At 36.2% G+C, this 22,654-nt stretch carries 18 protein-coding genes, 2 tRNA genes and 4 pseudogenes; 4 read left to right on the top strand and 20 right to left on the bottom strand.

What is annotated here, in order from left to right; all coding sequences use genetic code 11:
- Nucleotides 1-226: 226 nt before the first annotated feature.
- From ACE38V_RS18385 to ACE38V_RS18405, 5 genes and pseudogenes are all read right to left on the bottom strand, one after another.
- Nucleotides 227-511 (bottom strand): annotated as a pseudogene (locus ACE38V_RS18385) (AraC family transcriptional regulator); the annotation flags it as partial.
- Nucleotides 512-573: 62 nt separating this feature from the next.
- Entirely contained in the window at nucleotides 574-1,326 is a 753-nt protein-coding gene (tatC, locus tag ACE38V_RS18390; RefSeq protein ID WP_375843531.1) for a twin-arginine translocase subunit TatC, read from the bottom strand.
- Between the two features lie 202 nt (nucleotides 1,327-1,528).
- Entirely contained in the window at nucleotides 1,529-1,735 is a 207-nt protein-coding gene (gene tatA / locus ACE38V_RS18395; RefSeq protein ID WP_375843532.1) for a twin-arginine translocase TatA/TatE family subunit, read from the bottom strand.
- 17 nt (nucleotides 1,736-1,752) lie between these two features.
- Nucleotides 1,753-3,465: a GMC family oxidoreductase gene (locus ACE38V_RS18400; RefSeq protein ID WP_375843534.1), complete on the bottom strand. Its 1,713-nt coding sequence runs from the start codon at nucleotides 3,463-3,465 to the stop codon at nucleotides 1,753-1,755.
- 17 nt (nucleotides 3,466-3,482) lie between these two features.
- The gene (locus ACE38V_RS18405; RefSeq protein WP_375843536.1) at nucleotides 3,483-4,235 is read right to left on the bottom strand and encodes a gluconate 2-dehydrogenase subunit 3 family protein; all 753 of its coding nucleotides are present in this window, start codon (nucleotides 4,233-4,235) and stop codon (nucleotides 3,483-3,485) included.
- 544 nt (nucleotides 4,236-4,779) lie between these two features.
- Here ACE38V_RS18405 and ACE38V_RS18410 point away from each other — a divergent pair.
- Nucleotides 4,780-5,205: pseudogene (locus ACE38V_RS18410) on the top strand (ATP-binding protein); the annotation flags it as partial.
- Nucleotides 5,206-5,432: 227 nt separating this feature from the next.
- Here the strand turns inward: ACE38V_RS18410 and ACE38V_RS18415 are convergent.
- The 9 genes and pseudogenes from ACE38V_RS18415 to ACE38V_RS18455 form a co-directional block, all read right to left on the bottom strand.
- Entirely contained in the window at nucleotides 5,433-5,714 is a 282-nt protein-coding gene (locus ACE38V_RS18415) for a hypothetical protein (RefSeq protein WP_375843538.1), read from the bottom strand.
- Nucleotides 5,715-6,004: 290 nt separating this feature from the next.
- Entirely contained in the window at nucleotides 6,005-7,333 is a 1,329-nt protein-coding gene (gene ltrA, locus ACE38V_RS18420) for a group II intron reverse transcriptase/maturase (RefSeq protein ID WP_375843540.1), read from the bottom strand.
- A 551-nt stretch (nucleotides 7,334-7,884) separates the two neighbouring features.
- Nucleotides 7,885-8,202, bottom strand: coding sequence for a hypothetical protein (locus tag ACE38V_RS18425; protein ID WP_375843542.1), 318 nt, complete (start codon nucleotides 8,200-8,202; stop codon nucleotides 7,885-7,887).
- Nucleotides 8,203-8,226: 24 nt separating this feature from the next.
- Nucleotides 8,227-9,162: a GIY-YIG nuclease family protein gene (locus ACE38V_RS18430; RefSeq protein ID WP_375843543.1), complete on the bottom strand. Its 936-nt coding sequence runs from the start codon at nucleotides 9,160-9,162 to the stop codon at nucleotides 8,227-8,229.
- Between the two features lie 670 nt (nucleotides 9,163-9,832).
- Nucleotides 9,833-10,315 (bottom strand): annotated as a pseudogene (locus ACE38V_RS18435) (tyrosine-type recombinase/integrase).
- Between the two features lie 6 nt (nucleotides 10,316-10,321).
- Nucleotides 10,322-10,723 carry a tyrosine-type recombinase/integrase gene (locus ACE38V_RS18440; protein ID WP_375843572.1) on the bottom strand — a complete coding sequence of 134 codons (402 nt, stop codon included), beginning with the start codon at nucleotides 10,721-10,723 and terminating at the stop codon, nucleotides 10,322-10,324.
- Between the two features lie 276 nt (nucleotides 10,724-10,999).
- Nucleotides 11,000-11,081 (bottom strand) — tRNA-Leu (locus tag ACE38V_RS18445).
- Nucleotides 11,082-11,203: 122 nt separating this feature from the next.
- The gene (locus ACE38V_RS18450) at nucleotides 11,204-11,836 is read right to left on the bottom strand and encodes a PH domain-containing protein (RefSeq protein WP_375843544.1); all 633 of its coding nucleotides are present in this window, start codon (nucleotides 11,834-11,836) and stop codon (nucleotides 11,204-11,206) included.
- Nucleotides 11,837-11,847: 11 nt separating this feature from the next.
- Nucleotides 11,848-13,053 (bottom strand): YHYH domain-containing protein, encoded by a 1,206-nt coding sequence (locus ACE38V_RS18455; RefSeq protein WP_375843546.1) that lies wholly within the window; start codon nucleotides 13,051-13,053, stop codon nucleotides 11,848-11,850.
- A 726-nt stretch (nucleotides 13,054-13,779) separates the two neighbouring features.
- Here ACE38V_RS18455 and istA point away from each other — a divergent pair.
- Nucleotides 13,780-14,616, top strand: a complete 837-nt coding sequence (gene istA / locus ACE38V_RS18460) for an IS21 family transposase (protein WP_375843547.1) — start codon at nucleotides 13,780-13,782, stop codon at nucleotides 14,614-14,616.
- Between the two features lie 87 nt (nucleotides 14,617-14,703).
- Here istA and ACE38V_RS18465 read toward each other — a convergent pair.
- The 5 genes from ACE38V_RS18465 to ACE38V_RS18485 form a co-directional block, all read right to left on the bottom strand.
- A tRNA-Gly gene (locus tag ACE38V_RS18465) sits at nucleotides 14,704-14,777 on the bottom strand.
- Nucleotides 14,778-15,127: 350 nt separating this feature from the next.
- Nucleotides 15,128-16,417 carry an MFS transporter gene (locus ACE38V_RS18470; RefSeq protein WP_375843548.1) on the bottom strand — a complete coding sequence of 430 codons (1,290 nt, stop codon included), beginning with the start codon at nucleotides 16,415-16,417 and terminating at the stop codon, nucleotides 15,128-15,130.
- Nucleotides 16,418-16,448: 31 nt separating this feature from the next.
- A complete protein-coding gene (locus tag ACE38V_RS18475; RefSeq protein ID WP_375843549.1) occupies nucleotides 16,449-16,778 on the bottom strand; it encodes a Zn-ribbon domain-containing OB-fold protein in 330 nt (109 codons plus the stop codon).
- Between the two features lie 2 nt (nucleotides 16,779-16,780).
- Complete coding sequence (locus tag ACE38V_RS18480; RefSeq protein ID WP_375843551.1) at nucleotides 16,781-17,944, bottom strand: thiolase domain-containing protein; 1,164 nt, start codon at nucleotides 17,942-17,944, stop codon at nucleotides 16,781-16,783.
- 20 nt (nucleotides 17,945-17,964) lie between these two features.
- Nucleotides 17,965-19,539, bottom strand: a complete 1,575-nt coding sequence (locus ACE38V_RS18485) for an AMP-binding protein (RefSeq protein ID WP_375843553.1) — start codon at nucleotides 19,537-19,539, stop codon at nucleotides 17,965-17,967.
- 290 nt (nucleotides 19,540-19,829) lie between these two features.
- Between ACE38V_RS18485 and ACE38V_RS18490 the strand changes: the two genes are divergently transcribed.
- On the top strand, nucleotides 19,830-20,441 hold the full coding sequence (locus ACE38V_RS18490) for a TetR/AcrR family transcriptional regulator (RefSeq protein ID WP_375843555.1): 612 nt from the start codon (nucleotides 19,830-19,832) through the stop codon (nucleotides 20,439-20,441).
- Nucleotides 20,442-21,237: 796 nt separating this feature from the next.
- Entirely contained in the window at nucleotides 21,238-22,224 is a 987-nt protein-coding gene (locus ACE38V_RS18495) for an L-lactate dehydrogenase (protein WP_375843557.1), read from the top strand.
- A 97-nt stretch (nucleotides 22,225-22,321) separates the two neighbouring features.
- Here the strand turns inward: ACE38V_RS18495 and ACE38V_RS18500 are convergent.
- Nucleotides 22,322-22,528, bottom strand: a pseudogene (locus ACE38V_RS18500) (abortive infection family protein); the annotation flags it as partial.
- Nucleotides 22,529-22,654 lie beyond the last annotated feature (126 nt).

Genomic DNA, 22,654 nt, shown 5'->3' on the forward strand with positions numbered 1-22,654 from the left:
TTTAATCGCAAAAAAAATAAAATACAGTCCTCCATAAAGAACTGTATTTTTACCACAAGAACATATACATACTGAAACTCAAAAATAAATGGATATACTATGTCATCCTTCTTGCTTTCTCTTAATTAAATCAAGAATCCCAACTACCAAACAAAGAATAATTACTATTTTAATACCACCAAGATGCTAAAAACTTTTCATAAAAGCCATTAAAAAATGAAACACATCAACTACTCCACTCTTCAAAAGATAAATTGGCAGGTTCATCTAAAAGGTCAGCAGAAACATCAATATTAGTTGTTGGCGTTTGTTTATCAACTTCCTCAAATTTAAGTTCATCAATCCATACTTTCCCAGTCCCCGAAGGTAAAACACCAAAGGCAATGACTGCACTATTTTCAGGTACATCTAAAACAATATAATAATGATTCCATTCATTATTCCCTACAATTGGGCGGTCACCCATATTATCGAATTGCAATACATCATGAAGTGCATCATCAACTCGCACCTTCTTTATATGATCTTTTAATCGATAGATTCTCCAACAATGGTACACCAGCTTTTGAATCCCTATGATACATTTGCCTTTTCATACTCTAGTGCGGCAAGTTTTTTGGTACGTTTTTTTAAACTATAGGTGGAGCACCAGATGCTTGCTTCGAAGAGTATGAGTAAAGGAATGGATACGGAGATATCTGAGACAAAATCGGGTGGTGTTAAGGAGACTCCGAGCACTAGTAAAATTAAATAGGCAGCTTTCCTGCTTTTACGCAGGTAATTTGGATGAAGAAGCCCTATACTTGTTAAAAACATCACGACGACAGGCAATTCAAATACGACAGCGATGGGAAGAACCACATTAAACATCAAGGTAAAATAATGGGCAAGTCCATACGTTTCTACCGCACCAATTGATCGATTGATGGAGGTCATAAAGCGGATCGTCATCGGAAAGACAACAAAGTAACTAAACAGAGTTCCAAATAAAAACAAAAAGAAGGATAACGGTATATAAAACACAGTCGTTTTTGCTTCCTCCTCTTTCAGTCCAGGTTTTACAAACAACCAAATTTGCAGTAAAAGAATTGGCAAGGTGACAAGGAGTGAGACAAGGAAGGCACATTTAAAATAAATAATGATGCCATCGGTAAAGCTAAATACATTCCAATCAACCCCTCTGGCCGCCGGCTGGTGTTTAAACCATTTTAAAAGAGAAGAAGATAGAAAAAAGCCCGCAATTAAGCTTGCTAAAAAAAAGGATAACACAATAATAATTCGCTTCCGAAGTTCTGCCAAATGCTCAACTAAGGGCATATCATTCATTGAAATCCTCCTCGTAAAGGAAAAAAATCTTTTACACTATCATCCGAACTTTTCATAACCATTACATATATTTAAATTAAATGGGCAGCTTCTGCCATGTTTCATGCTACCAAGGCGAAGCCACCCAAAAGAATCTATGCATTTTAAAACAACTCAGGACCATTTATTCCTATATTTTTCTATAAAGAGAACTGCTTTAAAACTACTCTTTATCAATCTCCTTTTTCGCTTCGGATGCTTCGTCTGCCCCAAATACATCTTCACGAATCTCCTTGGCAGAAGTACGGAACTCACGGAGTGTTTGGCCAACTGCTTTCCCGAGTTGCGGAAGCTTGGATGGGCCGAACAGCAATAACGCCACAACTAGAATGATAATTAACCCTGGTATGCCGATTGAATTAAATCCCATTATTATATCCTCCCCATTTAAACTAGACTTCCACCTGCTTTTAAGTATTTATCAATTCCCTCTGCTGTGCGGTAGGATAGGGCTCCAACTGTTCCCGTCGGATTATAGCCCGAATTATGTGCAAAGGCACTGGCCCCTGGGATGAAAACGTTTTCAAAATCCCACATTTGCAGATAATTATTGATTGCACTAGTTTTTGGATCTGCTCCCATGATGACGCCACCTGTATTATGAGTAGACTGGTAAGGAACAATATTATAGGGTCCAAGCTTCGTACTAGCAAAAACCTGATCTGCTCCCATCTCTTTCATAATCGTTTCTGCTTGTTTGCCCATATATTCAACCAAATTCCGATCCTGATCTTCAAAATCAAACGTAATCCGGAGCAGCGGGTTTCCAAAAGCGTCTTTATAGGTTGGATCCAAATCCAAATAATGGTGTTTGAATGGCATGGAGGAGCCCTGTGCCGATACACCCAGCACACTATTGGCATATTTCACGGACTGTGCCTTAAATTCCTTTCCCCATGATGGGGTACCTGGGAGGGTAGAATTAGTGGCAATCGGACGTTTGCCAGTTTGTGAGGTTGACATACTCCCTCCGTGTAAGAAGCCTAGATTGGAGTGGTCAAAATTATCACCGTTAAAATCATCCAAACTGGCTCCGAGTGCACCGGCACCGGCAAACAAATTAAATTCTTTTTTAAAAAAACCCGATGCGGAACCGCCATTGGTCTGATAGGCATAATTTTTCCCAATCACGCCGCGTCCGGTATTCGGATCATATGGGGTACCCATTTTTGAAATCAACAGCAATCTGACATTATTCATCACATAGCTGGTGACGCCGACAACCTCGGCAGGTTGGAAAAATTCCTCCCCCGTTTGGGTATCAATATAGGTGACCCCCGTTGCTTTTGTTCCATCATGCTCGATTCGTATTACGTTTGAATGAGTCCGTAATTCAAAATTCCCTGTCTTTTGTGCTACCGGCAAAACCGTAACAACGGGGTCAGCCTTGGCGCCATATTCACAGCCAAACCGTTCGCAAAATCCGCAATATTGGCAAGCTGGCCGGCTGATATTATCTGGGTTTGTATAGTTTTCTGATAGATTCGCCGATGGAGACATATAAGGATGTAAATGTAATTTTTTGGTAGCATCAATAAATAGTTGCAGGGTCGGGCTTGTTTTCATCGGCCCTGTGGGATAGGGATTGGAACGCTTCCCGGCTAACGGATTTTCCTCACCGGAAATGCCGCATGTTTTCTCAAACATATCATAATATTTTTCCATTTCATCATAAGTAATGCCCCAGTCCTGCAAGGTCATATCTTTGGGGATCTTATTCGCCCCATACCGTTCAATCGTTTTGGAGCGGATTTCAAAATCATAGGGAAGAAAACGATAGGTTTGCCCATTCCAATGCATTCCTGCTCCACCGAGATTATCCCCTAACAGAAAGGAACCATATTGCCTCATCGGTAGTGCGCGCATCCCTGAATTATTTCTAAACGTAACCGTTTCTTTTGAAAGGTCTTGCATCAACTCGAAGCGGGAGGCGTAGCGGAGTTCATCATGGACCATGGAAAAGTCCGCAGTCTTTTGAGGTTTTCCTCTTTCCAATCCCACAACTTTATAGCCTTTTTTCCCCAACTCGGAAGCGAGAATGCCCCCGGTCCAGCCTACACCGATTAACACTACATCAGCCTTTTTCATTTGTTTTGCCATATGATCCCCTCCTTTAGTTATGAGCTATGTTGGGAGTTTAAACTCTTGGGCTTTATCTTGACAAAGTCTTTCTCAATAATGTTGGCATAGGTTCCTTGGTGACCAGGGAAGTTTTTCATTTTCCAGCCTTCCATATTCCGGTTTCCACCGTATAGAGGGTCAGAATAGGCCCCTTCCAAGGTCGCCCCTCTTAATATCGAGAAAAAGTGGGATGCTGAAATTCCTTTTAATTGAACCTCTCCTTTTTCAAATGAAGTCAGAATGGTATCCTGTTCCTCCTCTGTTAACTCATAAAACGCTTTTTTAGATTTGGCTTGTGCTTGATCCTGAAGTCCCTGAATTCCAATTTGGAAAATTTCCTGCCGATTCAGCCGACCTTGATACCCTTGCGTTGCTTCCCCTGGAAAAAATGGACCATGGGTATACTCCTTTGCTCCGTTTCCCCAGGTACCAGCCAATTGATGATCAATGAAGTAGGCAACTAATAAATCCTTTGCCCCCGGCCCGTTTTCATCTTTAGGAAAAATTCGTTCAGATGCTGCATCAATTACTTGAAATTGTTCCGGTGTAAAAAACATCAATGCTTTGTTTGGTTCAGGGGAAGCCATTTCGTGCTGATCCTGTTTCACAGGACCGGGCTCTGGCTTTGTCGATTTTCCCATATATAGACTGCCGACTATGCCCCCTCCTACTACCACTCCACCAACAGCAAAGCCGGCATTCTTAATAAAACTGCGGCGGGAAATATCCTTTTTCTGATCTTCACTCATGACAGTACCTCCATTTCTAGATAATCAAAGAATAAGGATTTATTTTATTAAGCAGGCTGCTATACCTGTTTCTCTATTACAAAGAATAGAGAAACAAAAGGAATCAGGACAAACATCCCCTTTAATAGAAGTAGTTCATCGATCATTTTTTCTTGGAATACTTAGGTTTGGATTTTGTGAATCTTTCAGAGAACGTTGATAAAGTTATTCGTTCATAAAAGGAGGATTGTTAAAAGAAAGGTAGGAATTTCGACTATTTCAATAGTAATAGCGCAAAAAAGAGGAGGTTTCTTTGTTTTACTAACTTTTTATATAAAACTATTCATTCGATTTTAGAAATATGCTAATAACATTTTTACTGTAAAAATATAGCTAATTCCTAAAATATTTAAAGAGCTTGGGATTAAGGAGATATGGATACGTTTCAGCAGTCAAGCTAATCGAAGGAAACTTTGATTTTCCTGATTGAATAACATTGAAACGAAAACTGGGGCTGTCCAAAAAGCAAAGGTGTCAGATACCACAAAAGGATATCTAGTATTAAAAAGCATGTGAGATGGGATATGAAGTCCGTTTCTTCCGAGTGGCTGATTTGGGGGTAAGACAGTTAGAAGATGCCTTGAAAGAAGGCACACTACACCGATTAAAACGCCAAATTGAGAAGTGCGATTTACTTATTTTGGATGAATTGGGCTACGTTCCTATACAAAAACAAGGATTGGAATTATTGTTTCACACTATAGCAGACTGTTGTGAACACAAAAGCGTGATTGTTGCTTCTAACTTGGAATTTGGTCAATGGAATCAGGTTTTTGGGGATAACCGTCTAACCTCTGCCCTTGGGGATAGATTAGTGTATCATGCACATGTCATAGCGCTCACAGGGGAAAGTTACCGGTTGAAAAATGCCCTGATTACAGCCAATAAAGTGTACCACCTCTGCCGTGTTTTTCACCAGCAGTTGCCATGAAATGTACCGCTTGCTGCCAACACGTTTACCAATAGGATAAATTCAATGATTTTAAAATATAAAAAAGCCTAATCCCTCCATGTTTTTATCGAGGAATTAGGCTTATGATCATCTATAAACGCGCCGATTGCTGAACAGTTGATAATACGAAATAGCTGCAAAAATGACCCTAAAGTCTTTTAATAGAGCACCAGTTACTCGAGCAAGATTTTTAATATGATGTATTTTTAATTATGTCGTTTTCTTATAATATTTATAAGATGTATTAGGTCATCCTCGAATCTTTGCTTGCTTTTGGGGTTAATTAAAACTTTATCCAATTTAACTGCTCCGATGATATAACGGAGCTCTTTATTTTCTAAGAAAAGCTCCGTGTGTTCTGAAAACAAACGTTGAAACCATTCTTCATTTCTAAGTAGTTTTAAATTCTGGTTAGTTTTTTCGTCTGATGGATAACTATCCTTTCCTGCCCAAAGTATAAACAGGCTTTCTAATATTTCACTAATCATCCAATCATCTCCTTAAAAAGATAAACGATTGACAGATAAAAAGGTTCCATTTTATCTCATTTAACAAAGTCCTTTCCTTTAATTACATAATTTCACAATTTGGCCCTTAAATGAAAAATGAGCGCTTATCCTTGTTCGAGGATAGCGCCCGATTGCGAAATATTGTTCTAAGGCCTTTTTAAAGTAGTCGAGTAGAAGGGAGCCTTTCTACCTTGCGGTAAATTGTACTCCTCCCCCCTCACAGAACCGTGCTTGCGCTATTAACGCACACGGCTCCTCCTAGTCATCATTTACAAAATATAGCTAATTTCTTTTCTTAAGTCGTATATATTAACCTTAACTCTTGCGTAAGGTAATGGATATTTATTAAGAAAGAGTCTGAATTTATCCCAAGTAAATGATTTCCTTTGACTTCTTCTATTGAGCCATTTAAACAGTAAGTACCCGATTTTGTCTCTGAATTTGTTTACACTTTGGGTATTATCTGTGATGCAATAATAGTTGTAATAACCTACTAGTGAGCGTTTAAATCTATCCATAATCATATGAATGTCTTTATTTCTGTTAATTTTCAACCATTCTTTAGTTTCTTTTAGTTTAGCTTGGACTTTCTTTTTGCTTGTTCTCCGTTTTACTCGAAATTTTCCTTGTTTACTCCTACCGCAATAGTGTGTAAATCCAAGGAAATCAAAAGTTGCCGGTTTACTTCTTCCCTGTTGATTTGCATTTTGCTCTGCAAACCGCCCGAAGGGTATGATTTTGGTTTTATCCTCAGCTATTTCTAGATTAAATTTCTTTAATCTCAATCTTAATGAATGGAAGAATTGCTCGGCTTCACATTTATATTGAAAACAACAAACAAAATCGTCTGCATATCTCACTATGTATGCTTGTCCCTTGCACTGTTTCCTAACCCTTTTCTCGAACCATAGGTCAAGGACATAATGGAGGTATACATTGGCTAATATCGGAGATATTACTCCACCTTGCGGTGTGCCTTTGTCTGTTTTATATTTCTTACCTTCTTCCATGTATCCACCTTTAAGGAATCTACCAATGATTCTTAGTAGGTTAGGGTCAGCAATTCTCAGTTTTAAGAAATTCATCATCCATGTGTGGTCAACGTTGTCAAAGAATCCTTTAATATCTACATCTACTACATAATTTACTGTTCTCTTTTCAATATAGTGGTTCAGTATTTTCAAAGCATCGTGGCAGTTACGATTTGGACGGAATCCAAATGAACAGTCTAGAAAATCATTTTCATAGATGGTATTTAGTATTTTCGTAATGCCTCTTTGAACAATCTTATCTTCATGTTCCGGAATTCCCAATGGTCTTTTCTTGTTTGAGTTGAGCTTTGGAATATACATTCTCCTTACTGGAACAGGACGATAACTTTTGCTTTTAAGCCTATTTACTAAATTCTCTATGTTTTCTTTTAGATTTTCACTGTATTGATCTTTAGTTGTACCATTAACCCCAGTTGCTTTCTTGTTAGGTAGCTCCTGGTGACATTGAATTAGTGATTGCTCCTTTAATAAATGTGCAAGAGATGTAAATTTCATTTTAGGATTTGATTTTGCTAATTCTGCTATCCTTAGTAGTTTTGTTTCCATTTATTATCCCTACCTCTGTGTGTAGTAAATGTGTCCCTAGTATGGGTGATAACTGGTAGCTAGCCTTTCCTCCGTCGGCATTACCCAACTTCATTGGTACTACGCTGCTATCCGACTCCCTACATCGGCATTTGGTTTCCTTGCTTGTTATCGCTTGTACACCATACTCTTCTAAAAAAAAAGAAAAGACCGGTAGGGCCTCCCGAGTTGCCGTATCATATCAATGTATAACGTGCCAAGGTCTCTGACTCCAGAGAGGTTTTATCCTTCTTGCCTTTAACGAAAGATAAAATGTAGCTTTCTGCTGTGCTTAAGGCATCAGCCCTCTCGATTTACTAACATTATGGAGCTCAATCCCTTCAACCATTTGGCTTTCGGCCCGTCACCTAACTGTCTACGCTTAAAGACTATAGTTACCTTTAGCCCTCCAAGACTCGCTACGAGCGAATGGCTAGTTCTTACTCGACGGGAATCCCACCCGCTATATGATACGACCTATGCTCGGCCGCACAAGCACCCATTAGTTCAAAAATACTTTTTAACGTAACGAACTATTTAGTTCTTTGTTTCCGTTCGAGAGCTTTTGCTCTACGCTCCTTAATTTCCATTATGGTAATTTCATTTACGTTAGCTTTTTCTGACCGTATACGTTCAATCGCTTCATCAATAATTGCAACTTCATTATCGTAATCTTTAAGTTTTCGATATGCCATTGCATACGACTTATATAATGATGGTGCATTGTAGCCGTTGTATCGCGCTCTATCAAATAATTCAATAGATTGCTCTAGGTTACCAGCTTTTCTTTCCTTTTCGCCTTTATCCCAATATGGCTTCCCTTCGTCAAAGCCTTTTTCCCAGTCGTACAAGTTCTTTATATCTTTTAGTGGAATTCAATTGTGGATTGGATTAATCGGTAGTTTTTCTGTTGAAACAGTATCTACTTCACCAAACTTTTCTTTTAAAAACTTCCATACATCTATTAAATGATAGGTGGGTATGTTTCTCCCGATCCTCTCTAATGCTTTTTCTTGGTCTATTTCATAATTCGTTACGTAATCATCACCAATAAATATCCATGCTGTAGCCGATTTTGCATATTGACTTTTAAGTATTTTGTTTCCATTTGTTGATAATAGAGTTTTTGTTTCACTTAGATATTTGTCTGGATTTCCACCATAAATGATGTCAATTTCTTCTCTTATACTTCGGGTAATAAAAACAACTACTTTAAAATTTTCGTACTTAACTTCATCAAACTGTCGAGCTTTTATTCCAAAATAATGTTCTTCTATCTCACTTGCAAAAAGATGCGGAGCTGCTTCAAATTTCAGTTCAGGCGTACTTGGGCCGCGATCGTATCCGTTACCTCTTTTAGTGAAGAGTGGGGTTATGCGGTTCGTTACTCTATTATTCGTTTCATTTAGTACTCTGATCATTTCTTGAGTCTCTAACTCTATTGCTTGTTCTTCGGTTAACCCAATTCCAACAAAACGAACGTCGGTATCGTACATTTTACGAATTTTTTCAGCTTCATATGCTCTTTCGTGAAACTCTTTATAGCGATTGCCATGTCCTTTTCCGACATAGAATATTTCGCCAGTATTTTTGATAAACCATTCATAAACATAAAAATCTGTTGCTATACTACCAGTCGAAACACCCACAGGAGATGAAGAAATAGTGATTCCATTGTTTTCATCAGATGAAATCTCGAAAGATAAACCCATAGGTTGTTTATTCTTTTTACTCATATCTTCGAGATCTTTATGGTTTACTTTTTGATTTTCTGGCTTTATTTTTCCAAAAAGTTTGCTTAACAATCCCATTTTGATATTTCCCTTTTTGACTTAATAAGTAAAAAACTTCACTGATGTCTTACCAAAAATGAAAAACCATAGCTGATAATACAAGAGTATTTATTTCGTAACTACAATTTTTTAATGCCTGCTATACGAAATAATAAACCCCTACGTTTCACTATATTCTAATTATCTATATTCATCTATCCTGCCTCGATAGTATAGTAACTTCACAAGCTGGATAATTTTTTATCCTTATTCACCTTAATTTTTGTCCCAATTTTTAACTCTTCAATATTTTTCAGCATATTATATTGGGTGATTATCTAATAAGGGAGTGAAATCATATGGCATTTTATCCACCACAGAGTTCAATGAGACAACAACCACAATCCCCTCCGCCACCATACGTTCCACCAAAACCTTTTCCTTCACACTATATAATCGACTGTTTAAATCAATTCACGTATATTTGGCTCATAAATGGAGAAGGATTCTAGTTTTACCCAACTAGCGTTGAGTATGGTGCAGTGTCTGGATATAGATGGACTGGTACATTCTGGACGTTTCATGGTTTCGATGGAAGATTTATCGAAACCGTTGCCTGTTATCCAGTCCCTACTTTGTACTAAAAACAAAGGCCCCTTGTGGAATTTAAAACGAGTAAAAACTCAATAGTCTTTGTGATTTACTGATATTACCTTGTCTTTAATACTTTTAAAGGAGAAAATTCTTTGTGTCTGTCTCTAACGTCATTACCAAAAAGATTAACATACGTTTTTACTATTTCCATGCTAGAATGTCCTAATATAGATTGTAATTCAAATATGTTTGCACCTTGTTGAACACTTAACTTTGCAAATGTATGTCTAAAGGTATGACAATTACACCGAACATCCTTTAATTTAGCCATTTCGCCATATTGAAATTCTTTGTTGTACGCCCCTTTTAGTTAACCTAGTACCGTCCATAGTAACAAATAAAGCATCACTTTCAACATATCCACGGACAGCAATATATTTTTTTAATTGGTCTTTCATAACTTCTGAATAGGTACTAATCGTTCCCTATAACTTTTAGCATTTCGAACACATAAAAGATTATCTTCCAAACGTATATCCGATAACGACACTCCTACAAATTCATTTACTCGTATTCCTGTTTCAAGCATTAACATCATAATCGTTTAGTCACGAACACCTGTAAAGGTTCTTAGATCAGGTTGATTAAATAATTTATTTAACTGTACTTTTGTAAAGGTCGCAATAACAGTTTTTCTGTCCTTTAGTAACTTGATATTTTCCATAGGATTTTTAGGAATATGCTTAAACTTAAAAAGAAAGTTATAGAAAGCACGTAAGGCACGTAAACGAGTGTTGATAGAAACTACTTTAATCCCTTTATAATTTCTCATATAAAGTACGTTTTCTTTAATGTGTTCCTCAGTTATGTTGTAAGGCTTTAAAGCCGTAATATCAATTTCCTGTTCTATTAGGGAGTTTAAAAACGCTTGTAATTCATTCATATAATACTTAATAGTATGAGGACGAAGGTTCCTTAACTCGCAATTCTTAACAAATAAGTAAATTTAATCCTTAAATGTTTCAACATATGATTTACTTTTTTTCTCAATAATTGCTAATTCACTATCATCTAATAATTTTTTTCTTCTTGCCATAAACTGAACACCCTTTCTTTACATATGCACACGATTGTATGTACACGATTTGATAAACTTTCAATAAGTTAAAATCATGTAAAAAGAAAAAAAAAACGCCCCTACAATAACTGTAGAGACGTTTTATAAACGTTGATATTACTCATTCTTCCGTAATTAACGATAAGAAAAAGTAATAAAGATTGATACCGGTGGTCGGGGTCGAACCGACACTCCAGAAGGAACACGATTTTGAGTCGTGCGCGTCTGTCAACTCCTCCACACCGCTGATAAATCAGTATTTATTGTAATGCAAGTCAATGTACATGTGTTATTGTCCATTCGATTATTAGATACCTTAATACAATATTACCATGTAAAAAGAGTCTTTTTTATGACGCGTTTCATTTTTTATGCTACCTGTGCAGATTTATTTATGATTGTCATCACACGTTTCATTTGTTCACTATCAAAAATTTCATCAAATTCTAAACGTTTAACACCATACTGTATGGATATTCCTTTCTCCAAAATTCCATCTTTAGAAGGTATCACATGTTTTATAGTTTGGTAGCGAAATTTTTGTATTAACATACCATTTAATGAAATGAATAACACTCTCTTATTTGTAACTATCAAATAACCCTTGATTTCCTGTTTGCTAGATTTATCAAATTCACATTGAAGAAAAGTAACCCCTTTTTCATCTCCCTCAAAATATTGGTTACATATTGAGTTAAAAAAGGAAGCGTTCCGTTTTACTTCGTTATATTCATATGTAGTATAATCTAACTGCTCAATATCAACCACATGAGCTAAAGTTTTTAATACGCGTTTCTTTTCTTCTTCTCTTTTTTGTTCCGCTACTCTCTTTTTTTCCTGAATACGTTCAAGTTGTTCCTTTTTCTTACGACTTTTGTATTCTTCTACTCTCTCTCTATAAACCCTTACTTTTTCTTGAACATCATCATTATTTTGATTTTTAGCAATTATTTTAACAAACATATCCTCCACAACATAACAGATTTTTTGATAAACACCCATTAATTATCCCCCTATTTAACCATTTTCCTAGCTACATAATATCGTCGACCTAGCCAGCCAAAAACAATTGCACCCATCATCCCACCAGCAGTTTTAGCATTGTCTTTTCTTTCTTCTTCTCCAAGTTTATATCCATATTCATAGATTGCTTTAGCATGTGCATATTTAATAGGTACTTGGTATTTCTCCCCATCTAAGGCAGCTTGGTATCCAGCCTCTTGAATTTTCTTTCTTTCCTTATTTGATTTAAATCCTTCTTTGTACCACTCGATATACTTCTCTTTTTCTAACTTAGGTGTTTTATAGTATACGATTTGGAAAGCTGCTTTATATCCCTTTTTTATGTATGTCTGTTTTAGCTCATCCTGCCCCTTTTTATAGCCTTCTTTATAAGCTTCTAGATAAATAAGTTTTACATTTTTAGGTTCGTTCAGAATATCTGTTTTCCCATCTTTTGTTCCCAATAACAAATATTCTTTTTTCTTGGCTTCTTCTTTTTCTTTTATTGCTTTATTAAATCCATCTTCAAATGCCGTTTTTAGGGCTTTAACGCCTTGATATTGTTTAGGTATCATTAGTTTGTCTTGCTTTTTTCCTAAGGCATATCCTGTTTTCTGAGCAGCGGATTTTTTCTTATTTAATTGATTAAGTCCTTTTTCGTATCCTTTCTTATATCCTTCTTCGTATCCTCTTTTAAAAGCGTCAGAGCCTTTAGTAGATGAATTATTATTTGCTCCTTTTTGTCCAGCTGCTAGTCCATCTTTGTAACCATCTATCTCTCCTTCTTTGGCATCTTGTACCGCTTTTTTCTTTGCTAATTGTTCAGGGCTTCCATTTATTACTGAGGTATCGTACCCACTTGGAGGTTCACAAGGTACTCCGTCATCAACCTTGTTACCCCAGCCATCTAATTTTTCTGGGTCATAATACTTGGTGTAGCCTTTGCTGTTCCAATATTCCACAACTTCTTCATAACTTGAGAAATCTGAACAGTCATTATCCCATGAATCATTAGAACTTCCTGTGTTATCTGATGATGAATCTGAACTAGAGCCTCCATTATGGTAATGATATTCACCGTATGACAATCCCCACTCTTCACAATTAGTCCGACAGGTGTGACCACCACTTGAGTCGGTTCTTCCAGGATGCGCATAAACCACTTGCTGGCTAATAAAAAAAAACATTAGTAATAGTAAAGAAAATACTTTTTTCATCGATCAATCCCCTTTTGTATTATTTTACTAGTTAATGCTTCTTTATGTAAATGTCTAAATTATTTGAATTTACACCAACACTTGATATGTTGGTACTTCAAAAAACATATTTCTTTATATCCTTCTTACAAATTTCCATCATTGGAATTCATTTCACCTATCTTTATTTCAAAATAATTAGAAATTATAAAATATAAAAATATTTTACCAATAAATATATTGAAGAAATTAAAGAGGTTTTACATATGATTATTAATCATAATGCGTTAGCTCTAAACACATTTAACAATTTACAAAGGAGTAACAAATTACATTCTATTCATTAAAATAACTATCTCTGGATTGAGATTCAACCAAGCAAGTGATGATTTTAGCAGGATTAGCAATTAGTGAAAAGATGAGAGCATAAAGAAATAATCATGATGGTATTTCACTTATTCAAACAACAGAAGGTTGCCTATGCTCTGTTCAAGAACTTAACTTACTATTTCTATGTTCTACAAAGCCACATTCCCTTAAATTAGGCTTTTAATTAACTTCTTTATCTCTTGCTCTGAATATGGTTCTTTTTGTTCCTTATCAACTTTTATTGTATTTGATAATTTAATATTGAGCCACTTTTCAAAGATTCGATCACATTAAAAATGAGCCACGTGATTTCCAATTTTGAAAACCTCTCTTATGATTGAAAGTGACGAAACTATCAATTGGAGAGAGGCAAAAAGGATGATCAACATAGCTCAATTTCATAGTATCAAATTCTTACATGAGGTAGAAGGTCTATCTCAAAGGGAAATTACTAAAAAACTGAGTATTTCTAGGAATACGGTAAGCAAGTATTTGAAAACAACAGAAATGCCAAATACACTACACCTTCAAAAAGCCTATGGCAGAACAAAAGAATACTCTGACGAAACCAAACGGGTATTACCCTTCATCGATCAATGGCTTGAAGAGGATCTTAAACGTTGGGATAAACAACAACATACAGCTGCCAATATTTATCGAAGATTAGTAGAAGAGCAGCAATTTAAGGGTTCCGAATCCAATATCCGTAAGTTAGTGAGAAAACGTAGAAAAAAGCTCCAGGAAGTCTTCATTCCTCTGGAATTTCAACTCGGCCACCGATTCCAATTTGACTGGGGAGAGACAGACATTTATCTACAGGGTCGAAAACACCGAATCTACCTCTTTTGTATGCAGTTATCGGCAAGTTGTTTACGATTTGTTAGAGCGTACCTGCACGAAAAACAGGAGGCTTTCTTGGATGGATTTGTCCATGAATTTGAATTCTTTGGAGGTGTACCAACTGAAGAACTTTTCGATAATTTAAAAACAGCAGTAGTCAAAATTCTTCAAGGAAGGGATCGGCTGGAACAGGAATCTTTTCTTGCCTTACAAGCTCATTATCTCTTTAAAGCAGAATTTTGCAATATCCGGTCTGGTAACGAAAAAGGCCGTATTGAAGGAACCGTCGGATACGTCAGGAGAAATTCCTTTTATAATTCATGCTTAGATAATGAAAAGGAAATGCGTTTAGAAGAAATGGTAAAAAATATTTAATAAAAATAAAAAATCACCTTGACTTAGAATATCAAGGTGACTTCTTATAAAGAATTAAATAAATTTCATAATAATTTTAAGTCACTATGGAGTGGGTGATGGGAATCGAACCCATGACAACAACTTGGAAAGCTATGATTTTACCACTAAACTACACCCGCAAAAAAAGAGTTTTCATAATCTCAATTGTCTTTATAACATTTATTAAGTTCTATAGAAAATATAAAATTCTCATAATGACTAATTCTTTATTAACTACTATATACTTGGCGGTTACAAATTAAAAAATAATTTTCAAACTATCCATAGTTCTACATCAATAATAGGATGAATGAACTTAATGCCAATATTCATAAGTGTTTTTTCTTTTTTCCATCCCCAAAAAGCTATGTGTAATCCGTTTTTAGAAAACACATAGCTTTGATTTTTTTACATGAAAATCATACGAATAATTCTATATTCGAAAAAGAATAAGCTTGAGATTAATAGTTAGATAATTGACCTGCAGTGATTATAAAGACAAAATTTTATCCTCATACTTCGAATTTTCTGCAATACTTGTATCTGGTACAAAAATACAAAGTGCAATGGAAAGAAGAATACCTGTCATCATAAATCCACCAAATATCCACGGAGATGGACCAAAAGACTCAGCCATCGATGTCCAGAGCATAGGGCCAAATCCTACAATAGCCGCAGCCACTTGATAACCAACAGATAACCCAGTATAACGGACTTTTGCCGGGAATAACTCTGAGAACAAAGTGCCTTGTGTTGAAAAAACGGCGCCCCAAACTACTCCTAATACAACTGCCTGCATGAAATAGAGCCACCCTGCCCCTTTTTCAATCATAATAAAATAAGGAATAGCAAGTAAGAAGAGAAGAACTAAACCGCCCATATAGATTTTTTTCCGTCCAATAAAATCAGATAGATACCCAACAATCGGAATGGTAAGTAACATTGTTGCACAACCAATGGTTAGAGAAGTTAAAGCTGTGTCGCGGGTATAGCCTAAATAAACAGTACTAAAAACTAAAACGAAGGACATTGTAAAAACATTTACAAATCCGTCTCCTATCTTTAATCCAATGGCACGCAACACATTTATCCAGTCTTTTCTAAATGTCTCTATTATAGGAACCTTGGCTAGATTGCCAGTTTCCTTTTGCTGCTTAAATTCCGGAGTCTCCTCAATACCACTTCTAACCCAAACTGCAAGTGCGATCAGAACACCACTTGCAATAAAAGGAATGCGCCAACCCCAAGATAAAAATTGACTGTCAGTAGTTAACGCACTAATCATAGTCAAACTGAATGAACCTGCCACCAAACCGATTGGAACACCTAATTGTGGGATAGAACCGTAAAGTCCTCGCACTCCTTTTGGCGCATATTCTGTTGCTAACAGGATAGCTCCTCCCCATTCTCCACCAAGTGCGATCCCTTGAATTAATCTTAATATAACCAATAAAATTGGAGCGATTAATCCCACTTGTGCATACGTTGGAAGAAAACCAATGAGCATTGAGCATCCTCCCATGCCGATTAGTGTAAATATAAGTGATGCCTTCCTTCCAATTTTATCCCCCATGTGTCCAAATATAATACTTCCAATTGGTCGTGCTGCATAGCCGGCTCCAAATGTCACAAAGGCAAGTAGCAGTGATACTGCAGGATCATGAGCAGGAAAAAACAAAGTTGAAAAGACCAAACCTGTTGCTGTACCATATAAATAAAAATCATACCATTCGATAACTGACCCGGAAAGACTTGCAAATAACACACGGCTTTTTTTCATATTTTGTTCTCCCTTCAATATTATCTTTAACCTAGGACACTTTAAAAATAGCAACATCCTCTTTCCATTCTTTTAATTCAACCATAGCCCCAATTGTGACTTTTTCCATATCCTCTTTTTCGATTCTTCCTAATAATCTTAGTCCGTCATCGCTATGAATCACAGCTACAACGTAAGGAATTTCCGATTGAAATCGTTCCTCTGCAACAAAGATTTTCGTAAAAGAGAAAATAGTTCCTCTCCCATTAAATTTAACCTCTTGAAAACTTTCTTTTTCTCTACAGTTTGCACAGTATTCATAGGCAATAAGTGAGTTAGCACCGCAAATCTTGCATTGAAAACCATGAAGAAGTTTTCCCAATTCTAAAACCTCCTTTTATAGATATGAACAGCACACGTCCCGCCAGATCCTCCAAGATTATGAGTTAACCCAATTTTTGCTCCCTCTACCTGACGGTTGCCCGCTTGCCCTCTCAATTGCAGAACTGCTTCATACCCTTGACCAATCCCTGTCGATCCTATTGGATGCCCCTTTGACTTAAGTCCTCCGCTCGTATTAATCGGAATCTTTCCACCAATTTTAGTTAAACCTTCAAGTGCTGCTGCTCCACCTTGACCTGGTTCAAAAAAGCCAAGATCTTCCGTTGCCACAATTTCAGCCATTGTAAAACAATCATGTACTTCTGCAAAATCAATTTCCTCTGGCCCGACACCTGCCGTTTCATAAGCCCTTGAAGCAGCTAATTTAGCAGATGAAAGCGATGTCAAATCTTCGTTCAAAAAGATTTCAAATGGTCCAGATGCTTGACCCGAACCAATAATATCGACCACTTCATTACGGTAATCAGATGCTATTTCTGGAGCACATATTACCATAGCTGAGGCTCCATCAGAAATTAGTGAGCAATCATATCGGTTTAATGGTTCCGCGACCATATTTGTTGAAGAACAAACATCCTCGATCGTTATTTTTTTTCTCATATGAGCCAACGGATTTAATAATCCGTGTTCATGATTTTTCACTGCAACGGCTGCTAGTTGTTCTCTTGTTGTTCCATATTGGTACATATGGCGATTTGTCATTAATCCAAAAACTCCAGGAAAAGTTAACCCTGTGTTAACCTCTAACTTTTGGTTGCTTGCTTGTGCTAGAATTCTAGTTACCTCTGCTGTTTTTAAAGTTGTCATTTTTTCGGCACCTATTACTAGAACACGTTTACACATTCCACTTTTTATTGCAAAAATCGCCTGCCTAATTGCGAGACTTCCAGACGCGCATGCTCCCTCTACTCTTGTAGCAGGCACCCCATTTAATCCAACGGCTGAGGCTACATACGATGCCAAGTGATTTTGGTCAATAAATTGATCACCTGCAAAATTCCCTAAATATAATGCATCAATATCATCAGGTCTAACACCAGCATCTTCCAAAGCCTTTCCTGCAGCTTCCTTTGATAACTCAATGAAACTTTTTTCCAAAGCACCATAACATGTACTTCCAATCCCTATAACAGAAGCTAATGCCAATTTTATTCCCCCCAAATTGTTCAAGAGTGAGATGTTAACTCCTCTGTGTATGTTTGTCTTAGGATATGTTTTTGAATTTTACCAACTGAGGTCCGTGGAAATTCAGTAACAAATTTGATTGAATCAGGTACTTTAAATTTAGCCAGTCTTTCTCGGCAGTGTGATAAAAGTTCTTCTTCTGTAATGGCAGAATTTTCATGTAGGTTTACAAAAGCAATAATCGATTCATCTCGAATCTGATCGGGAACGCCAATTACTGCCGCTTCAAAAACAGCTGGATGTTCTGAAAGAGCACTTTCTACCTCATTTGCAGCAACGTTTTCTCCAGCTCGTTTCATCATATCTTTAATACGATCCACAAAATAAAAATAACCGTCTTCTGAAATTCTTGCATTATCACCGGTGTAAAGCCATCCATCTCTTAAGGCTTCTTCAGTGTCAGCAGGATTTTTAAAATACCCTTTCATCAATGTACGCCCTGGGATTCCTTTTACAATAATTTGTCCTGACTGACCGGTTGGAACCTCCTTTCCGTTTCCATCAACCACTTTTACCTCATATCCAATTGTCGGTTTTCCAATGCTCATATTTTTACGCATCCCATCAATTGGGTTCATTAGTGGAATCCCTATCGTCTCAGTCATACCGTACATTTGCATCAATGAGGCATCATATCTTTCCTCAAACAAATTTAATTGGTCAGATGTAACAGATTGGGCAAACCAAATCAGCCTTAATTGATTATCTTTGTCTTCTCGATCATATTGTTGAGCAAGAATCATTCGAATTGGTGCTGCAAATAGCGAACCAACTGTTGCCCCAAGACTTTTTGCCTGTTTAAAATATCGTGAAGCACTAAACTTTTCAGTCATAGCAATACTGCCTCCAACTGTCAATGCGGACATTGTTGAATAATACTGGGCATTCCCATGGAACAATGGTAGGACCATAAATTGTCTATCTTCTGGCGACATCCGAATAGACTTTGACATAAGCTCGCCAACATAAATATAGTTGGCATGAGTTATTTGAACTCCTTTTGGTTTTGAAGTAGTTCCTGAAGTATAGATCATTCCAGCAATATCCTCCGAATTTAAAGGAACATTGGAGGCTATTGGCTCTGCTTTTTCAACTAAACGATTTAAATGTAAATGATCATATTCTAACCCTTCATATCGGGCTAAAAGGATCTCTCGGAGAAAGGGTAAATTTTTTCTTATCCCTTGAAATTTATCTAAATACATTTCTTCCGTTATAAGTAAAACCGATTCAGAATGATTTAGGATATACTCCATTTCATCAGCAGTTGATAACGGATTGGTTGGAACAATAATTGCTCCAATACTTGCTAATGCAAACCATGAAGTCATAAACTCAAGACAATTAGGGAGATGTACCGCAACATGATCCCCTTTCTCTACATCAAAGTCCTTAAACACTTTACTAAGACGATTTACTTGATCCTCAAATCCTCGATAAGATAGTTCAAATCTCCTTTGATGGACATCCTCAAATAATAGAAATGTCTTATCACCGTGTAATAATACCTTCTCTCTCAACAAATCACGCAAAGTTCTATTTCCTATAATATCCACCTAAATCCTCCTTTTCTACATAGTACCCACCCCAGAAAAAAAGCGCTTTCGAAATTCACAGACTGAAGTCACAGACTGCAGTCTTTTAAATTATTGTAATCATTCATATAAATTCCTGTCAATACTTTTTTGAAATTTTCTGAATATTTTTAATGTATTATATCCCTTTCTTTCTGCATTCCTTCTTCTTTCAAAAAATAAAATACTAGATGAATAATAAGTTTTATATTACTATTTTCTTAAAGTCTATCAATAATTAGACGTGTAGATTCTACGTAGGAGGTAACTTCATGACACGACTTACTCCCAGACAAATCAAAGCACAGGAAACAAAGAAAAGAATTCTTGAAACGGCTTTAAAACTGTTTAGTGAAAAAGGTTTTGATAATGTGACGGTTGACGAAATAGTCAATACAAGTAACGATTCAAAAGGTGCCTTTTATGTTCATTTCAAATCAAAATATGAAATTTTTCTAGAAAAGTTTAAAGAAATAGATGAATTTTACGCGGCTTTTATTCAATCATTACCAGATGATTTAACTCCAAGTGAGAAAATATTTAGCCTATTAGAATCTCAAATGATTTATCTTCGGGATGAATTAGGGAGAGACCTGATTCGAACCGTCTATATGAACGCCTTAATCCCAAATCCAGATAACTACTTTGCAAATACCAATAGAACTTTATATAAAATTGTTCGTTCATTTGTCATTGAAGGTAAAGATCAAGGAGAATTCAAGGCCAATTTATCAACAAATGAAATGACCATGTTAATCACCCGATCCATGAGAGGAACACTATATGACTGGTGTTTATTCGATGAAAGTTATGATCTAATAGAAGAATCGAAAAAGTTTATTACTATAGTATTAACTGGTATAAAAACAAATAATGATGGTTAATTGCACATAAATATTGCTAATTGCTTTTTAAATAATCAATCTATTTATTCAAATAAATTTGTAGTAAATAGAAGAATGACTACTCTTCTTAATTACTGATTTATTTCTATCTAAATAATAATAATAAAACACTTGAATTAGCACATAATTGCCATAAAAATTACTCATAGCATAGCGGTGAGCATTTATTTATATCTCTACTTATTTTTAAGTAATAAACCTCCCGTTCCGTTTTAATATAAACGTTCACAACCTCTTCTATACCTTAAAAATAAATACAAAAAAATGCCTCTACAATTATCTGTAAAGACGTATGAACGTTGATATTACTTAATTCTTCTGTAATAGACGTTTTTAAAACATACACAAAATTTATTCCGTTGGTCGGGATATAAGATACTCCAGAAATCCTTATTTTATAAGGGTTTTTGGAGCGCTTGTATAAAATTTGTGTAAAATGATTTTTTTGGCTATAAATAATTATTTTAGATGACTTTATCGCCTTATAGAATAATAAAACAATTGAGATATTTACATCTTGCCGCCCGTAAGCTGAGAGTGTGTAATATCTTTAACGATGGGTGCAAAAAATGCGGTATACCAGGGTTTGACTAAATCTGAGGTGTTATGTTTTTAACGGGGTTATACTATTTTTTTCTTGATTGCATTAGCAAAATGTTAGCATTTTTGTTAGTACATATATATTCCACTTCTAGGAATAGGTCAATATAACTGATTATTAAGTATTCGTAAAATTATGTTAAAATATAGATATCAATTGATTAGGGGGGTAAATATGAAAAGAAATAAGTTAGTTGTTGTAGGTGTAGGCCATGTTGGCTCTTATGTTCTAGCAGATGCTATGAAATTAGGACTTTTTTCGGAAATTGCTGTCATTGATATAGATAAGGATCTTGCTTATGGTGAAGCTCTTGACCAAGAACATGCAACCGCTCTTACATATATGTCAAATACTACGGTACATGCTGGGGATTATTCCGAATGTGCGAATGCAGATGTGATTATTTGTGCTGCAGGTCCCAGCGTCATAAAAAGTGATGAAGATACGATGCCAGACAGGACACAATTAGCAGTTGTCAATTCAGAGGTAATTCGTGAAGTGATGACTGGAATTACTCAATATACGAAAGACGCAATCATTATTATCATAACCAATCCGTTAGATACCATGTTATACATAGCAGAAAATGAATTCGGCTATCCGAAGGGACGCATTTTCGGAACTGGAACCATGCTTGATTCTGCACGTCTTCGTAAAATAATTGCTGCTAATTATGACATCGATGCAAAAAGTGTAACAGGCTATATGATGGGTGAACACGGACATACAGCTTTCCCAGTATTAAGCCGCTTAAATGTGCAAGGGTTTGGTGAAGAAGAATTAGACCAAGTTTTTCAAGGAAAAGAACGATTAAATCGGGACACTATTAAAAAACAAGTTGTAAAGGCAGCTTTCGATGTGTTAAATGGGAAAGGGTGGACAAACGCAGGTGTTGCCCAAGCTGCTGTTACACTAGCAAAGGCAGTTATGCTGGATGAACGCAGTGTTTATCCGGTGTCCACAACATTACACGGACAATATGGATACGATGGGGATGTTGCACTAAGTATGCCATGTATTATTGGGAGGAATGGCGTAGAAAAACAATTAGAAATTGTTCTCGACTCCCAAGAACTTAAATGGCTACATCAATCAGCGGAATATATTAAAGAAACAATACAAGTTTCAAAGACAGGTAGAACTCATCATCTACAATCCTAGTTTAATGTTTTCAACCTGCATTTTAGGCGAACGGAATTTGTACTGTTCGTCTTTTTATTGGTAAATATCGGGCAAGCATAACGCAAGCCCGTTTTATTTACTCCTTAACTAGCGTACCCTTATCAAGTTGATATTCATAAGTGTTGAATAAGAACGTTACAACAGTTTTAGCCGAATTAATAACTACTAACGCATGGTGCATATTTACTTCGTATCTTCTATGGTGAGCATCTCCGTTTTCGTTCCTTATTTCAGCAAGTCCGTTAACAATGTTAATTAACCCGCTTAATACCTGCTTTAACGGTTTCTCTAAATTAGGGTATCAGTATTTAAGTATAATTCCTTCCGTACCCTCGTAAATTGTTCACTATATTTAGCCATTAAAAAACACTCCGAAAGTTAGATTTCACTCAAACTTTTAGGATGCAGT

The sequence above is a fragment of the Cytobacillus sp. Hz8 genome, from assembly GCF_042263505.1.
Classification (GTDB): domain Bacteria; phylum Bacillota; class Bacilli; order Bacillales; family Cytobacillaceae; genus Bacillus_BE.

Bases quoted from the DNA above. Each gene is read 5' to 3' on its own strand.
- tatC (WP_375843531.1), bottom strand. From the start codon at position 1,326: ATGAATGATATGCCCTTAGTTGAGCATTTGGCAGAACTTCGGAAGCGA.
- tatA (WP_375843532.1), bottom strand. From the start codon at position 1,735: ATGGGATTTAATTCAATCGGCATACCAGGGTTAATTATCATTCTAGTT.
- ACE38V_RS18400 (WP_375843534.1), bottom strand. From the start codon at position 3,465: ATGGCAAAACAAATGAAAAAGGCTGATGTAGTGTTAATCGGTGTAGGC.
- ACE38V_RS18405 (WP_375843536.1), bottom strand. From the start codon at position 4,235: ATGAGTGAAGATCAGAAAAAGGATATTTCCCGCCGCAGTTTTATTAAG.
- ACE38V_RS18415 (WP_375843538.1), bottom strand. From the start codon at position 5,714: ATGATTAGTGAAATATTAGAAAGCCTGTTTATACTTTGGGCAGGAAAG.
- ltrA (WP_375843540.1), bottom strand. From the start codon at position 7,333: ATGGAAACAAAACTACTAAGGATAGCAGAATTAGCAAAATCAAATCCT.
- ACE38V_RS18430 (WP_375843543.1), bottom strand. From the start codon at position 9,162: ATGGGATTGTTAAGCAAACTTTTTGGAAAAATAAAGCCAGAAAATCAA.
- ACE38V_RS18450 (WP_375843544.1), bottom strand. From the start codon at position 11,836: ATGGGTGTTTATCAAAAAATCTGTTATGTTGTGGAGGATATGTTTGTT.
- ACE38V_RS18455 (WP_375843546.1), bottom strand. From the start codon at position 13,053: ATGAAAAAAGTATTTTCTTTACTATTACTAATGTTTTTTTTTATTAGC.
- istA (WP_375843547.1), top strand. From the start codon at position 13,780: ATGATCAACATAGCTCAATTTCATAGTATCAAATTCTTACATGAGGTA.
- ACE38V_RS18470 (WP_375843548.1), bottom strand. From the start codon at position 16,417: ATGAAAAAAAGCCGTGTGTTATTTGCAAGTCTTTCCGGGTCAGTTATC.
- ACE38V_RS18490 (WP_375843555.1), top strand. From the start codon at position 19,830: ATGACACGACTTACTCCCAGACAAATCAAAGCACAGGAAACAAAGAAA.
- ACE38V_RS18495 (WP_375843557.1), top strand. From the start codon at position 21,238: ATGAAAAGAAATAAGTTAGTTGTTGTAGGTGTAGGCCATGTTGGCTCT.